Below are 14,518 nucleotides of genomic sequence, written 5' to 3' on the forward strand. Positions count from 1 at the left end.
CCCTCATCGTGACCACCGCATCGCGCGTACTCGTGCTCAACTCCGGCTCCTCGTCGCTGAAGTACCAGCTGCTCGACATGGCGGACTCCGCCCGCCTCGCCGTCGGCCTGGTGGAACGGATAGGGGAAGAGACCTCGCGCCTCGTGCACGAGGCGCTCACCGGTCCGGGCGCCGGGGGCGGCAAGCGCGAGCGGATCGGCGCGATCGCGGACCACGGGGCCGCGCTCCGGGCCGTCGCGGCGGAGCTCGCCGCCGACGGGCTGGGCCTGGACTCCCCCGAGCTGGCCGCCGTCGGGCACCGGGTGGTGCACGGCGGGACCCGGTTCACGCAGCCGACGGTGATCGACGACGAGGTGCTGGCGGAGATCCGGAGCCTGATCCCGCTGGCCCCGCTGCACAACCCGGCGAACGTCACCGGCATCGAGGTGGCCCGCGCGCTGCGCGCGGACCTCCCGCAGGTGGCGGTGTTCGACACGGCGTTCCACTCGACGATGCCGGAGTACGTGGCGCGGTACGCGATCGACGCCGCGACGGCGGACAAGTACGCCATCCGGCGGTACGGGTTCCACGGGACCTCCCACGCGTACGTCTCGCGGGCGGCGGCGGGGCTGCTTCGCCGGCCGGTGGAGGACGTGAACGTGATCGTGCTGCACCTGGGCAACGGGGCCTCGGCCTCGGCGGTCCGGGGCGGGGTGTGCGTGGAGACGTCCATGGGCCTGACCCCGCTGGAGGGTCTGGTCATGGGCACCCGTTCGGGCGACCTGGATCCGGCGGTCGTCTTCCACCTGGCGCGGGTGGGCGGCTTCTCGGTGGATGAGATCGATTCGCTCCTGAACAAGAAGAGCGGTCTGCTGGGCCTGTGCGGCGACAACGACATGCGCGAGGTGCTGCGGCGGGCGGGCGAGGGCGACGAGTCGGCGCGGCTGGCCTTCGCGGCGTACGTCCACCGCCTGAAGAAGTACATCGGCGCCTACTCGGCGGTGCTCGGCCGGGTGGACGCGGTGGTTTTCACGGCCGGGGTCGGCGAGAACGCGCCCCAGGTCCGGGAAGCTGCGGTGGAGGGCCTCGCGGAACTGGGGCTCGCCCTGGACCCGGAGGCCAATGCCGTGCGCTCCCCGGAGCCGCGGCTGGTGTCGCCCGAGCACGCGCGGGTGGCGGTGGCCGTGGTCCCGACGGATGAGGAACTGGAGATCGCCACCCAGGCGTACGCGCTGGTTACTCAGTAGTCACTTGGACTTTCCACCAGACGGAATATTCCGCTACGAAACAAACCGATAGGATCCAGTCATGCGCCGTTCCAAAATCGTCTGCACGCTGGGCCCCGCCGTCGACTCGTATGAGCAGCTGAAAGCGCTCATCGAGGCAGGTATGAACGTGGCCCGATTCAACTTCAGCCACGGATCCCAGGCAGAACACCAGGAGCGGTACGACCGCGTCCGGAAGGTCTCCGAGGACACCGGGCGCGCGGTCGGCGTCCTCGCCGACCTCCAGGGTCCCAAGATCCGTCTGGAGACCTTCGCCGAGGGTCCCGTCGAGCTGGTGCGCGGTGACGAGTTCACCATCACCACCGAAGACGTCCCGGGTGACAAGTCCATCTGCGGCACCACCTACAAGGGCCTGCCGGGCGACGTGACCAAGGGCGACCAGGTCCTGATCAACGACGGCAACGTCGAGCTGCGGGTGATCGAGGTCGAAGGCCCGCGGGTCAGGACCATCGTCATCGAGGGCGGTGTCATCTCGGACCACAAGGGCATCAATCTGCCGGGTGCCGCCGTGAACGTCCCCGCCCTGTCGGAGAAGGACGTCGACGACCTCCGCTTCGCCCTGCGGATGGGCTGCGACATGGTCGCCCTGTCCTTCGTCCGCGACGCCAACGACGTCAAGGACGTCCACAAGGTCATGGACGAGGAGGGCCGCCGGGTCCCCGTCATCGCCAAGGTGGAGAAGCCGCAGGCCGTCGAGAACATGGCGGCCGTGGTCGACGCCTTCGACGCGGTCATGGTGGCCCGTGGCGACCTGGCCGTCGAGTACCCGCTCGAGAAGGTCCCGATGGTCCAGAAGCGGCTCATCGAGATGTGCCGCCGCAACGCCAAGCCGGTGATCGTCGCGACCCAGATGATGGAGTCGATGATCACCAACTCGCGCCCGACGCGCGCGGAGGCGTCCGACGTCGCCAACGCGATCCTCGACGGCGCGGACGCGGTCATGCTGTCGGCCGAGTCCTCGGTGGGCGCCTACCCGATCGAGACCGTCAAGACGATGTCGAAGATCGTCACGGCGGCCGAGGAGGAGCTCCTCTCCAAGGGCCTCCAGCCGCTGGTCCCGGGCAAGAAGCCCCGTACCCAGGGCGGCTCCGTCGCCCGCGCGGCCTGCGAGATCGCGGACTTCCTCGACGGCAAGGCACTCATCGCCTTCACCCAGTCCGGCGACACGGCCCGCCGCCTGTCGCGCTACCGCGTGACCCAGCCGATCCTGGCCTTCACCACCGACGTGAACACCCGCAACCAGCTCACGCTGAGCTGGGGCGTCGAGTCCTACATCGTCCCGCACGTGGACACCACCGACGCGATGGTCGACCTGGTGGACGGCGAGCTGCTGAAGCTGGGCCGCTACAACGAGGGCGACACCATGGTCATCACCGCCGGCTCGCCCCCCGGCGTCCCGGGCACGACCAACATGGTCCGCGTCCACCACCTGGGCGGCCAGTCCCAGGGCTGACACCGTACGGTGTGACTCTGCCGCACAGAGACCGAGGGCGGCACCCCGATCCCAGGAGGGATCCGGGGTGCCGCCCTCGGTGCGTGCACGCGGTGCGCGGGGCCGTACGGGACTGCCCCGTACGGGACTACTCCGGCGGGCCCATGTAGTTCTTGAGGCCCGGGACGGTGAGCGTGCCGCCGAACTGGCCGGCCTGGACGACCTTGACGTTCGTGAAGAACGCGAACGGGACGTTCAGGGGCGGCGGGCTGTTCGGGGTGAACTCGATCGGGATCAGGCCGAACAGGTTCCCCTTGAGGCTCTCGGTGTACATCGTCACCGTGCCGCCGCGGATCTTGGACGTGGAGCCGGAGCGGGACTTCAGGTGGGCGACGTTCCCGCTCTTGCCGACCGTCTGGTAGAGGTCCTTGATGTCCAGCGAGTCCGCCGTGAACTTCAGGACCTTCTTCGTCTTGCCGCCGGCCGTCTTCACCTCGACGATGCCGTGGTAGTCCAGGCCGTAGAGGGTCAGCAGCGAGCTGTCGAGGTACCAGGGCTCGTCCGGCAGGAGCGGGATGCCCGGCTCCAGCTCGGCGTCGGCCAGCGCCTTGGCGTCGTACGTCGGGCAGGGGAAGGGTTGCTTCCCGTCCGCGTCCTTCGTCTCCTCGGGCTTCGGCTTGTCCTCGTCCGCCGTCGCGCCCGTCTCGTCCTTCGGATTCGCCGCGGTGTCCTTGACGTCCTGCGACAGCTCCTTGACGTCGACGCCGGCCTTCTTCGCCGCGTCGCGGATCGCGTCCGCGGCCGGGTCCGGTGCGGGCTTGGCCGGAGTCGGCGTCGCCGTGGCGGTCGTGGACGGCGTGGGCGTCGGGGTCGCCGACGGCTTCGCTGTCTCGAGCGGCTTGGTGATCCCGTCGACGATGCCCTTGAGCGCGTCTCCGACGCCCAGCGGGTCCAGCGGGTTCGGGGTCTTGGACGCGGACGGCGCGGCGGCCGGGGCCGACGGCTCGGTCTGCTTCGACGCGGTGGTGGGACCGGCCGGCTTGCTGGCGGAAGGCTTCGGGGCCGGCGGGGTGACGCCGGGCGCCGGGGCCTTGGACGCACCGGGCGAGGGGGTCGCGGTGGGCGACGAACTCGGCGAGGGCGACGTGGAGGGGCTCGGAGAGGCCGACTCCGCGGGTGCGTCGGACCGCGTCACACACGGGCCGGGCGCGAAGGGGATCTCCTGGTCGTCGGCGAGGGCCAGCTTCGGGGCCACGCCCATTCCGACGAAGACCGCGGTGGGCATGGCCGCCAGCGCCATCGTCTTGCCGACGGGTATCTGGATCTTGTTCAGCAGCGACTTCCGGGGCGCGGCGTGCCGCGGGCCCCTTCTTTCACGGGACTCTGCGCTCGGGGCCACGCCCCGCTGCGTCTCGTCACCCCGCACTGTTCCTCCCGCCATCGGCGTGGGCAGTCGTCTCGCTCGCGTATGCCGTTTCCGTCTCACGGGGCGCCGGGATGCCTGAAATGCCCGGGATATCCTGGCGGTTGTCCGCCATCGCCGCCGACTTGCCCGTGCCGTCGTCCGGGACGGCGGCCTCTCCCTCCGTGCTGCCGGGAACCCACGACAGTGCGAGGGCGCCGCCGACCATGGAGAAGATGAAGCCCAGGAAGAACCCGCCGAGGTTGGACACCGGCAGGGACACCAGGGCCAGCAGGATCGAGGCGACCCCGGCGAAGACGCGGATGCTCTGCTGGAACCAGAGGGCCAGGCCCAGCGTCATCAGCAGGATGCCGATGATCAGCGAGCCGGATCCGGTCGTCGTCGCCATCGCGAGAGTGACGTTGCCCAATCGCATGTCCGCGTACGGGAAGTACACGATCGGGACACCACCGAGGAGCATGAACAGGCCTGCCCAGAAGGGGCGGCGGCCGCGCCAGGCGTAGAAGTGGTAATACGCCACGGTGAGCAGAGCATCATCGGAGCGGCGAACGTAGACCGGGGCCTGGTGGTTCATGGACTACAGCTCCCTGGAAACGGTGGTACGGAGAACTAGGTGGAGCCCCGGACGGGCGGGCGGAATCGGCTGCAGCCGGCGCCGACCGCCCCTCCGGTCACGCTCCGGGACGGATTACTTCTCGTCCTGGTAGCACGGCTGGTCGCCGCCGAGCAGGCGCAGCTTGAGGTCGGGCAGCTTGAACGTGCCCGCCGTCGTCGCCCACGCCTTCTGGCGCACGTTCGTCAGGATCGCCTTGTCGGCGCGCTGGGAGAACGCGTAGGGGCTCGCGACCGTACCGGCCTGCGGCTTGGTCTTGTGGCTCGAGTCGCCCACGGCGACACCGATGTCCAGGTTCTTGAACTCGGCGTCGGTGTCGAGCTCCGCAACATCCAGGTAGATGTTGTCGGCGACGGCCGGCTTGCCCTTGTGGCCCGTCCGCAGCTGCAGCGTGATGTTGCCCAGCGGGGTCGGGGTCACCAGCGACTGGCACATGTTGGTGATCTCGGCGTGGCTGAACCCGGAGATGGTGACCGGGTGGTGCGCAGCGTTGCCCTTGAGATCGTGACCCTCGGCGATACCGCCGTACTGAATGAGGTTGTCACCGTCGAGCTTGTCGGCCGAGACCTTGAAGTCCTGGCCGGAGACGCTGAAGGACGCCGCGAGGGCACCCTGCGCCAGACCCACACCGACCGCGGCGGTTGCCGCGATGCTCGGCACCATGACGAGCGCGAAGCGCTTCCATCTGGTCCCGCCACGAACCTGAGAACTCATTATTCGTTCCTCCTTCTCGGACGTACATCTCCGGTCCGGGCCGTACCCGTCCTGGGATGGGAGAAGTGCTACGTCCTCGGGAAGGAGCGCAGGCGGCCGAGCCGCGACAGAGCCGCGTCCGGTACACCGGCGTTCACCCCCGAGCGACAACCACTGGGTCACGCGTTCGCGCAACCAGGAGGACAGGCTCCGCCGGTGTGGCGAAGACCCCCCTGTCCCACGGCCGGTGCCACTGCCACCGGCCGGCCCGGTGGGGACCCTCCACCGCGGCTCCGGATGAGCGGCTCTGCGGGAAGGACCGAGCGTCGCCGATCGTGGTCCATTCCAGGCCGGGGCACAAGGGGGGTCGTTACTGGCGGGTAACGGCAAGATAACCGGGGATCGACCGGCCGCCATCGGGTGACGACGCAGGGTGTCACCAAGGGCCACGACAGAGCGGCGGATTCATGAACACACCGGACAGATCACGGGGTTCCTCTTACTGCGAGTAACAGCGGCCGCAATTGCCAAGTTTTGGCAAAGTGCGGCCGCTGTTTCTCTACGTGTCAATAAATCGCCGGTGGTCCGGCGGCCTGCCGGACGACTCCGGAAGAGACACGGAGCGGGCTCTAGAACAGCACCCGTGCGAGCGCCGTACGCGCCGCCGCCACCCGGGGATCGTCCGCCCCGATGACCTCGAACAGCTCCAGCAGCCGCACCCGCACCGCGTCGCGGTCGGCGCCGGCCGTCACCCGGACCGCGTCCACCAGGCGCCCGAAGGCGTCCTCCACGTGGCCGCCGACCAGATCCAGGTCCGCGGCGGCGATCTGGGCCGCCGGGTCCTTCGGGTCCTCGGCCGCCGCGGCGCGAACCGCCTGCGGGTTCATGTCCTTGACCCGGGCGAGCAGCTCGGCCTGGGCCAGACCCAGCTTGGCCTCGCTGTTGGCCGGGTCGTCCGCCAGTACGTTCTTGTAGGCCTGCACCGCGCCCCCCAGGTCACCGGCGTCCAGCGCCACGACCGCCGCCTCGAGCAGCGCGTCGTACGGGCCCTCCGGGGCCGCGGCCTCGGCGGCCGGGGCGGCCGCGGGGACGCCCACGGCGTTCGGGTCCACCTCGATGCCGATGATCCCGAAGCGCTCCTCGGCGACCTGGACCAGCTGCGCCAGGGTCGCGCGGATCTCCTGCTCGGGCGCCACGCCCTGGAACAGCGGCAGCACCTGGCCCGCGACCACGGCGAACACGGCCGGGATGCCCTGGATGCCGAACTGCTGCATCAGCATCTGGTTGGAGTCGACGTCGACCTTGGCGAGGAGCAGGCGGCCGTTCGCCTCGATCGTCAGACGCTCCAGCAGCGGGCTGAGCTGCTTGCACGGTTCGCACCACTCGGCCCAGAAGTCCAGGACGACCGGGACCTCGGCGGAGAGCTGGAGGACGTCGCGTTCGAAGCCGGCCTCGTCGACGTCGATCACGAGCGCGGACGGCGGCACGGCACCCGCGGAGGCGGGCGCGCCACCCTGGGCGGCCTGCCGGGCCGCTGCGGCACGGGCCTGCTCGGCCTTCGCCTTGGCCTCGCCGGCCGCCTTCACCGCGGCAAGGTCGACGACGCCGCTCATGGACATGTTTCTGGGCTGCATGCGTACATCCTCCCCCGTGTGCGCGCGCCGACGAAAAAGATCGGCCGAAATGCCTTCTTGCCCGCGTCGAACCGATCGGTTGTGCGGGGCTCGTGTGGTGTGGCGCCGGGTCCCCACCTGGCGCCGGTAGCTCTTCGCGTGGTCGTCGCTCTTACGCTACGAGCCGTAGCGTAACTCCTCGCGGCCATTCGTGCCCCGTGATCTCAAGCACAGCATTTCGGGGGCCGCCGGTTCCGCTACCGACGGGTATGGTCTGCGCCATGCGCAAGCCCAGCCCCCCGACCGGACGCACCGGCCGCCCCCGCAGCGCCGCCGCGGACGCGGCGATCCTCGCCGCGACGCGGGACGCACTGGTCGAGCTGGGCTGGTCGAAGCTGACGATGGGCGACGTGTCCGCCCGGGCCGGGGTCGCCAAGACCACCCTCTACCGCCGCTGGACGGGCAAGAACGAGCTGGTCGTGGACGCCGTCGCGGAGCTCTTCGACTCCCTCGAGCTCCCCGACCGGGGCTCCCTCGAAGCCGACATAGAGAACGTGGTCCTCCAGTTCGCGGCGCTGCTGCGGCGGCCGGAGGCCCGTACCGCCCTGATGGCCGTCGTCGCCGAGTCCACCCGGGACGAGGCCCTGCGCGACCGCATCCGGTCGGCGATCGTGGACCGGCAGAAACGTCTCGTCGTACTGGGTCGCGAACGGGCCCAGGCCCGCGGCGAACTCCCGTACGAGGAGGACGAGGACCTCGCCTGCCGCACCACGGACCTGATCTTCGACGTGATCGCCGGAACGGTGGTGCACCGGGCGCTGGTCAGCTCGGAGCCGGTGGACGAGCTGTGGGTGGCCACCTTCACGGCCCTGCTGATGCACGGCCTCCAGGGCCCGGCCCCCGCCTGACCCCCGCCCGGCACGGCGAAGGCCGGCCGCGGCCACCCCCGCACAGGGGCGCCCACGACCGGCCTTCCGCCGCACGGACGGGGACCGGGCGATCAGAAGCCCGGCGGCTCCGTGTACGTGCCCCACTCGTCGCGCAGCACGTTGCAGATCTCGCCGAGCGTGGCCTCGGCGCGCACCGCGTCCAGCATCGCCGGGATCATGTTCGACCCGTCGCGGGCGGCGGCCAGCATGGCGTCCAGCGAGGACTTCACCTTGGCGTCGTCGCGCCGCTCCTTGCGCGCGGCCAGCTGCTGCACCTGCACGCGCTCGACCTCGTGGCTGACGCGCAGGATCTCCAGGTCCCCGGTCACCGACCCGTGGTGCACGTTGACGCCGACGACCCGCTTGTCGCCCTTTTCCAGCGACCGCTGGTACTGGAAGGCCGACTCGGCGATCTCCCCGGTGAACCAGCCGTCCTCGATGCCGCGCAGGATGCCCGAGGTGATCGGCCCGATCGGGTGCTGCCCGTCCGGGTGGGCGCGCAGGCCGCGCTCCTTGATCTGCTCGAAGATCTTCTCGGCGTCGGCCTCGATGCGGTCGGTGAGCTGCTCCACGTACCAGGAACCGCCCAGCGGGTCGGCCACGTTGGCCACCCCGGTCTCCTCCATCAGCACCTGCTGCGTGCGCAGGGCGATCTCGGCCGCCTGCTCGCTCGGCAGCGCGAGGGTCTCGTCGAGGGCGTTGGTGTGCAGGGAGTTGGTGCCGCCGAGGACGGCCGCGAGGGCCTCGACGGCGGTGCGCACGACGTTGTTGTAGGGCTGCTGCGCGGTCAGCGAGACGCCGGCCGTCTGGGTGTGGAAGCGCAGCCACATCGACTTCTCACTCTGCGCCCCGTACACCTCCTTCATCCAGCGCGCCCAGATCCGGCGGGCGGCGCGGAACTTGGCGATCTCCTCGAAGAAGTCGAGGTGCGCGTCGAAGAAGAAGGAGAGACCGGACGCGAAGTGGTCCACGTCCAGGCCCCGGGAGAGGCCCAGTTCCACGTAGCCGAAGCCGTCGGCCAGGGTGTACGCGAGCTCCTGCGCGGCCGTGGCCCCGGCCTCGCGGATGTGGTAGCCGGAGACGGACAGCGGCTTGTAGGCCGGGATGCCCTTCGCGCAGTACTCCATGAGGTCGCCGATGAGGCGCAGGTGCGGCTCGGGTTCGAAGAGCCACTCCTTCTGGGCGATGTACTCCTTGAAGATGTCCGTCTGCAGGGTGCCGTTGAGCAGGGCCGGGTCCACGCCCTGCCGTTCGGCGGCGACCAGGTACATGCAGAAGGCGGGCACGGCCGGGCCGGAGATCGTCATCGACGTGGTCACGTCGCCGAGCGGGATGTCCTTGAACAGGACCTCCATGTCGGCGGCGGAGTCTATGGCGACTCCGCAGTGGCCGACCTCGCCGAGCGAGCGGGGGTCGTCGGAGTCGCGCCCCATGAGGGTCGGCATGTCGAAGGCCACGGAGAGCCCGCCGCCGCCGGCGGCCAGGATCATCTTGTAGCGCTCGTTGGTCTGCTCGGCGTTGCCGAACCCGGCGAACTGCCGGATGGTCCAGGTCCGGCCGCGGTATCCGGTGGCGTGCAGGCCGCGGGTGTAGGGGTACTCCCCCGGCCAGCCGATGCGCTCGAATCCCTCGTACGAGTCACCGGGCCGGGGCCCGTAGACGGGATCGACGTCATCCCCGGAGAGCGTGGTGAAATCGGCCTCGCGCTTGCGGGCCTTGTCGTAACGGGCCTGCCAGCGGCGGCGGCCCTCCTCGATGGCGTCTGCGTCCATACCCATGAATTTACTAGGACGTCCTAGTAAATGTCGATGGGAAACCCCGGGGAGTATCCCCGGGGTGCCCGATGGAGGAGCGGCGCTCTAGGCGTCGACGGTGGCCACGGCGTCCGCGACCAGCGGCTCGACCTCGGCGCGGACCTTGCGCTCGACGAAGAAGGCGGCCAGCGGGATCGTGCCGGAGACGAGCACCCAGAGGAGCTTCGGGAACGGCCACCTGGCCTTGGAGCCCAGGTCGAAGGCGAACACCAGGTAGATCATGAACAGCACACCGTGCACCTGGGAGACCGCCAGGGTCAGGTCGGCGCCGGTGTCGAAGCCGTACTTGAAAACCATGCAGGTGCAGAGGATCAACAGCATGACCGCGGTCAGGTAGGCCATGACGCGGTAGCGGGTCAGCACGCTTCGTTTCATGGCTACGAGCGTAACCATCCGTTTTGCGCGATCTTGACCGGGGCCCGGTGACGGAGCCCGGTGACGGGCCCGGCCGACGACGGCTACTGCTCCTCGAAGTCCGCGGCGGCGATCCGCAGCGGGCGCAGGAGCGCGAAGATCTCCTGGCACTCCTCGGCGTCGTACGCGCGCAGCCCGAAGTCGACCGCCATCAGGTCCTTCGTCGCCGCCTCGACGACCTCACGGCCCCTGTCCGTGATGGAGGCGAGCGTGCCGCGGCCGTCGTTCGGGTTCGGCCGCTTGGCCACCAGCCCGGACCGCACGAGCCGGTCCACCGTGTTCGTCACCGACGTCGGGTGGACCATCAGCCGCTCGCCGATCTTCGACATCGGCAGCTCGCCGGCCTTGGAGAAGGTGAGCAGGACCAGCGCCTCGTAGCGCGCGAAGGTCAGCCCGTACGGCTTGACCACCGCGTCCACCTCGCCGAGCAGGATCTGGTGCGCGCGCATGATCGAGGTGATCGCTGCCATCGAGGGCACCGGTCCCCAGCGGCGCTGCCACAGTTCGTCGGCGCGGGCGATGGGGTCGAACGGGAGGCTGAGCGGCTTGGACACGTACCCGACCCTACCGGGCGGTCATTTGGCCGTGGGCCCCGTCTCATCCTTCGGTCCGCCCTCCCGCCGGTTCGCCGACCGCAGTTCGGCGAGGAGGAGCAGGACCACCGCCGTGCCGAGCACCGCGGCGCCGGTGACGACCCCGTGCACCGGCAGGAACTCGGCGGCCAGCCCGGCCAGCGCCATGCCGACGCCCTGGAGGGTCATCAGCCCGGTGCTCAGCAGGGTCATGGCCCGGCCGCGCAGCTCGTCGGGGACGGCGTCGACGTACCACTGGTCGAGGCCGAGGGTGTACGCGTGCGCCAGGCCGGCCAGCAGCAGGGCGGCGAGGACGGTCACCACCCCGGGCCGGACGGCGTACACGAGCAGCGGGAGCATGCCGGCGGCCGCGAGCGGGGCCACGAGCCGGGAGCGGGTACGGGGGCCGAGCACCGAGCCGGCCCACAGTTCACCCGCGATGGTGCCGACGGGCAGGGCGCACATCATCGCTCCCAGCGCAGCGGTGCCGGCGCCGATGCCGTCGGCGTACGGGACGAGCAGCGCCTCGGGGGCGATGACGAAGACGGGCGGCAGCCAGAACAGCAGCGTGAGCACCCGCAGACGGCGGTCGCCGAGGACGGCGCGCAGCCCGGCGAGCGGCGAGGTGCGGCCGGCGCCGGCGCGGGCCGGCCGGGCCCGCGTACCGAAGCGCAGCAGCAGGGCCGAGCACAGGAACCCGGCGGCGGTCAGCGCGATGGCCGCGCGCGGGGCGAGGACGGTGAGCAGCAGTCCACCGAGGCCGAAGCCGATGAGCTGGGCGCTCTGGGCCACCATGCGCATCAGCGAGCGGCCGAGGACGAAGGCGTCGCCGGGGCCGAGGACGTCGGCGAGGGAGGCGTTGCGCGTGCCCTGGAACAGCGGTGCGACGAAGGCCATGGCGCAGCGCAGGGCGAGGAGCCCCGCGACGGGGGTGCCGGGCAGGACCATGGACGCCGCGCAGGCGGCGCAGACCAGGTCGCATCCGACGAGGACCCGGCGGGCGGGCATGCGGTCGGCGATCCCGGCGAGGAGGGTGCCGCCGAGGGCGTACGGGAGGAAGCCGAGGGCGAAGGCGAGCGCGCTCATCAGGGGCGAGCCGGTGGTGCGGAAGACGAGGACGGTGAGGGCGATCTCGGCGACGACGATGCCGAGGACGGACAACAGGTGCGCGGCGAAAACGGCCCGGAACTCCCGCACCCGGAAAACGGCCCGGTAGCCGCCGGCGGTCGGCGAGGTGGCCTGGTTGACGGTTGCCATGGGGTGACCCTGCGGGACTACGGTGGGATCACGACAGTGATTCGCTCCGGACCGAATCAAATCCGGCCCGGCAAAAACCGGCCCCGTCGGCGTTCGAGGCGCGGGGGTGGGGCGTCAGCACCCCCGCCACGGCGCCGCACCCGGACCCTTGCCCCGGGATACGGGATACGGAGAAAGGGCGGGGAGAGGCGGCTCCGCGCAGCGGAGCCCCGGAACCCGCAGACCACCCCGGAGGGACGGGCATGGCGTTCCACTTCCGCTTCGGCCCCGCCGACCTCCTCCGCTGCCGGTTCTCGATCTCCCCCCGCTGGGAGACCCAGGAGGCGGTCCGGACCCTGATGACACCCGCCCGGCAGGCGTACCACCTGCCCTGGCTGCGGCAGATCCGCGCGGCCGCCGACGGCCTGGACCTGCGGCCGCTGTGGCTGCTGATGCCGCGCACCGGCCACAACCCCGACTTCCTGAGCCCGCCCCCGCTCGGCCCCTCCGTCACGTTCGAGGAAGAGCTGGCGCGCGTACGGTCCTCGGCCGCCGATCCGGAGGCCCTGCGCGAGGACCTGCGGCGCGCCCTCGTCTGCACCCCGGGCGCCGCCGGGAGCGACCTCGGGCGGCGGATGCTCGCGGATCCGGCCCGGGCGGTACACGAGCTGGCCGATCTGTACGAGCAGGCGTGGGCCGCGCTGATCGCCCCGCACTGGCCGCGGCTGAGGGAGCTGCTGGAGGCGGACATCCTCTTCCATACGCGCCGGCTGGCGGCGGGCGGGCTGGAGGCGCTGTTCGACGGCCTCCACCCGGACCTGCGGTGGGCGGACGGCACGCTCACCATCGACCGCCCGGCCCACCACGACCGCTCCCTGGACGGACAGGGGCTGCTCCTCATGCCGAGCGCGTTCATGTGGCCGGAAGTGGTCGGGGGGTACGACCCGCCCTGGCAGCCGACGCTGGCCTACCCGGCCCGCGGCATCGGCGCCCTGTGGACGGCGTCGCCGGGCCCGACCCCGCTGGCGCTGGCGCGGCTGCTGGGCCGGGGCCGGGCGGACGTGCTGTGCGCGCTGGACGAGCCGGCCTCCACGACGGCGCTGGCCCGGCGGCTCGGCCTGGCGCCCGCCACGGTCTCGGCGCACCTGAAGGCCCTGCACGGGGCGGGCCTGCTGATCTCGGCCCGCCACGGCCACCGGATCCTGTACGAGCGCACCCCGCTCGGCATCGCCCTGGCGACGGGCGCCCCGCCGGCGTAGCCGGTTGCGGTTCCGGTGCCTCCAGGCGGCGGCACCCGCGGTGTCGCGGGGCAGGGCTGACTGCCCGTCATGTCACGATATGCCGGTCCTTGATTCCGCGTACCGACCCTTCGCCCCGAGGAACCCGGATGCCCGGCCGACCCCGTCCACGCCCCAGACCCCTCACCGCCGCACTCGGCCTCGCGCTGCTGCTCGCCGCAGCCCCCGCCTGCGGCAGTCCGGAAGCCGCCCCCGCGCAGGCTCCGCCGGAGGCACCGGGCCTGGCCGCGCCCGACGCTTCCCCGTTCTGGGTGGACCCGCAGAGCGACGCCGCCCGGCAGGTCGCCGCCTGGGAGGCCCAGGGCCGCAACAGCGACGCCCAGGTGCTGCGCCGGATCTCGGAACGGCCCATGGCCCTGTGGGGACCGGGCGACGACCCCGGTCCCGAGATCCGCCGGGCCGCGAAGAGCGCCAAGTCGGCGGGCCGGGTCCTGGTGCTCACCGCGTACAACATCCCGTACCGCGACTGCGGCCGGCACTCGGCCGGCGGCGCGAAGGACGCCACTGCCTACCGCAAGTGGATCGGCGCCTTCGCCGACGGCATCGGCGACGCCAAGGCCGTGGTCGTCCTGGAACCGGACGCCGTCCCGCACATCGTGGACGGCTGCACCCGGGCCGACCGCCACGACGAGCGCCTGCGGCTCCTCGCCGAGGCCGTCACCCGGCTGAAGAAGAACCGGAACACCAAGGTCTACCTGGACGCCGGCAATCCGGCCTGGATCCCGGACCCGAGGAAACTGGTCGGGCCCCTCTACAAGGCCGGGCTCGGCGAGGCCGACGGCTTCGCGCTCAACGTCTCCAACTTCCAGCCCGACACGGCCGGCCGGGAGTACGGCCACAGCATCTCCCGGGCCGCCCAGGGCAAGCACTTCGTCATCGACACCAGCCGCAACGGCGCAGGACCGCTCCCCGGAGACGGCCACGAGGCCTGGTGCAATCCGCCGGGCCGCGCCCTCGGCGTCCCGCCGAGCGACAGGACGGGCGACCCGCTCGTCGACGCGTACCTCTGGATCAAACGGCCCGGCGAATCCGACGGACCCTGCCGCGGCGGCCCGGGGGCCGGCAAGTGGTGGGCGGACTACGCACTCGGCCTGGCCAGCCGCAGCAAGGAGTAGGAGCCGGGGTTGCAGTTGCCGTGCTTGGTCCGACCCGCAAAGCCTTCCGGCCGCACGGCCCCTCCAGTGCTCGAAGCCCAGGGTCTCTCTCACCACAAAAG

At 71.3% G+C, this 14,518-nt stretch carries 13 protein-coding genes; 5 read left to right on the forward strand and 8 right to left on the reverse strand.

Annotated features, from left to right (window positions below):
• Positions 1 to 8 precede the first annotated feature (8 nt).
• On the forward strand, positions 9 to 1,226 hold the full coding sequence (locus IF09_RS0113305; RefSeq protein ID WP_030295199.1) for an acetate kinase: 1,218 nt from the start codon (positions 9 to 11) through the stop codon (positions 1,224 to 1,226).
• Between the two features lie 61 nt (positions 1,227 to 1,287).
• Complete coding sequence (gene pyk / locus IF09_RS0113310; RefSeq protein WP_030295201.1) at positions 1,288 to 2,718, forward strand: pyruvate kinase; 1,431 nt, start codon at positions 1,288 to 1,290, stop codon at positions 2,716 to 2,718.
• Between the two features lie 127 nt (positions 2,719 to 2,845).
• On the opposite strand, the gene IF09_RS0113315 is transcribed toward pyk, so the two are convergent.
• The 4 genes from IF09_RS0113315 to IF09_RS0113330 all read right to left on the reverse strand — a co-directional run bounded on the left by IF09_RS0113315 (position 2,846) and on the right by IF09_RS0113330 (position 7,060).
• On the reverse strand, positions 2,846 to 4,123 hold the full coding sequence (locus tag IF09_RS0113315) for a hypothetical protein (protein WP_030295203.1): 1,278 nt from the start codon (positions 4,121 to 4,123) through the stop codon (positions 2,846 to 2,848).
• Positions 4,113 to 4,694, reverse strand: a complete 582-nt coding sequence (locus IF09_RS0113320) for a DUF6114 domain-containing protein (RefSeq protein ID WP_030295206.1) — start codon at positions 4,692 to 4,694, stop codon at positions 4,113 to 4,115. Before IF09_RS0113320 ends, IF09_RS0113315 begins: the two co-directional genes overlap by 11 nt.
• 114 nt (positions 4,695 to 4,808) lie before the next feature.
• Positions 4,809 to 5,447, reverse strand: coding sequence for a DUF6230 family protein (locus tag IF09_RS0113325; RefSeq protein ID WP_030295209.1), 639 nt, complete (start codon positions 5,445 to 5,447; stop codon positions 4,809 to 4,811).
• A 608-nt stretch (positions 5,448 to 6,055) separates the two neighbouring features.
• On the reverse strand, positions 6,056 to 7,060 hold the full coding sequence (locus IF09_RS0113330; RefSeq protein WP_078613224.1) for a tetratricopeptide repeat protein: 1,005 nt from the start codon (positions 7,058 to 7,060) through the stop codon (positions 6,056 to 6,058).
• Between the two features lie 260 nt (positions 7,061 to 7,320).
• Between IF09_RS0113330 and IF09_RS0113335 the strand changes: the two genes are divergently transcribed.
• On the forward strand, positions 7,321 to 7,947 hold the full coding sequence (locus IF09_RS0113335) for a TetR/AcrR family transcriptional regulator (RefSeq protein ID WP_030295212.1): 627 nt from the start codon (positions 7,321 to 7,323) through the stop codon (positions 7,945 to 7,947).
• Positions 7,948 to 8,039: 92 nt separating this feature from the next.
• Here IF09_RS0113335 and IF09_RS0113340 read toward each other — a convergent pair whose 3' ends face one another.
• The 4 genes from IF09_RS0113340 to IF09_RS0113355 all read right to left on the reverse strand — a co-directional run bounded on the left by IF09_RS0113340 (position 8,040) and on the right by IF09_RS0113355 (position 12,025).
• Entirely contained in the window at positions 8,040 to 9,740 is a 1,701-nt protein-coding gene (locus IF09_RS0113340; RefSeq protein ID WP_030295213.1) for an acyl-CoA mutase large subunit family protein, read from the reverse strand.
• 87 nt (positions 9,741 to 9,827) lie between these two features.
• Entirely contained in the window at positions 9,828 to 10,157 is a 330-nt protein-coding gene (locus IF09_RS0113345; RefSeq protein WP_030295215.1) for a DUF3817 domain-containing protein, read from the reverse strand.
• Positions 10,158 to 10,240: 83 nt separating this feature from the next.
• Complete coding sequence (locus tag IF09_RS0113350) at positions 10,241 to 10,750, reverse strand: MarR family winged helix-turn-helix transcriptional regulator (RefSeq protein ID WP_030295217.1); 510 nt, start codon at positions 10,748 to 10,750, stop codon at positions 10,241 to 10,243.
• 21 nt (positions 10,751 to 10,771) lie between these two features.
• On the reverse strand, positions 10,772 to 12,025 hold the full coding sequence (locus IF09_RS0113355) for an MFS transporter (protein ID WP_030295219.1): 1,254 nt from the start codon (positions 12,023 to 12,025) through the stop codon (positions 10,772 to 10,774).
• Between the two features lie 242 nt (positions 12,026 to 12,267).
• On the opposite strand from IF09_RS0113355, the gene IF09_RS0113360 reads away from it, so the two are divergent.
• Positions 12,268 to 13,263 (forward strand): ArsR/SmtB family transcription factor, encoded by a 996-nt coding sequence (locus IF09_RS0113360; RefSeq protein WP_030295221.1) that lies wholly within the window; start codon positions 12,268 to 12,270, stop codon positions 13,261 to 13,263.
• A 128-nt stretch (positions 13,264 to 13,391) separates the two neighbouring features.
• Positions 13,392 to 14,417: a glycoside hydrolase family 6 protein gene (locus tag IF09_RS0113365; protein WP_030295223.1), complete on the forward strand. Its 1,026-nt coding sequence runs from the start codon at positions 13,392 to 13,394 to the stop codon at positions 14,415 to 14,417.
• The last annotated feature ends 101 nt before the right edge of the window (positions 14,418 to 14,518 follow it).

This window comes from Streptomyces katrae (assembly GCF_000717655.1).
Classification (GTDB): domain Bacteria; phylum Actinomycetota; class Actinomycetes; order Streptomycetales; family Streptomycetaceae; genus Streptomyces; species Streptomyces katrae_B.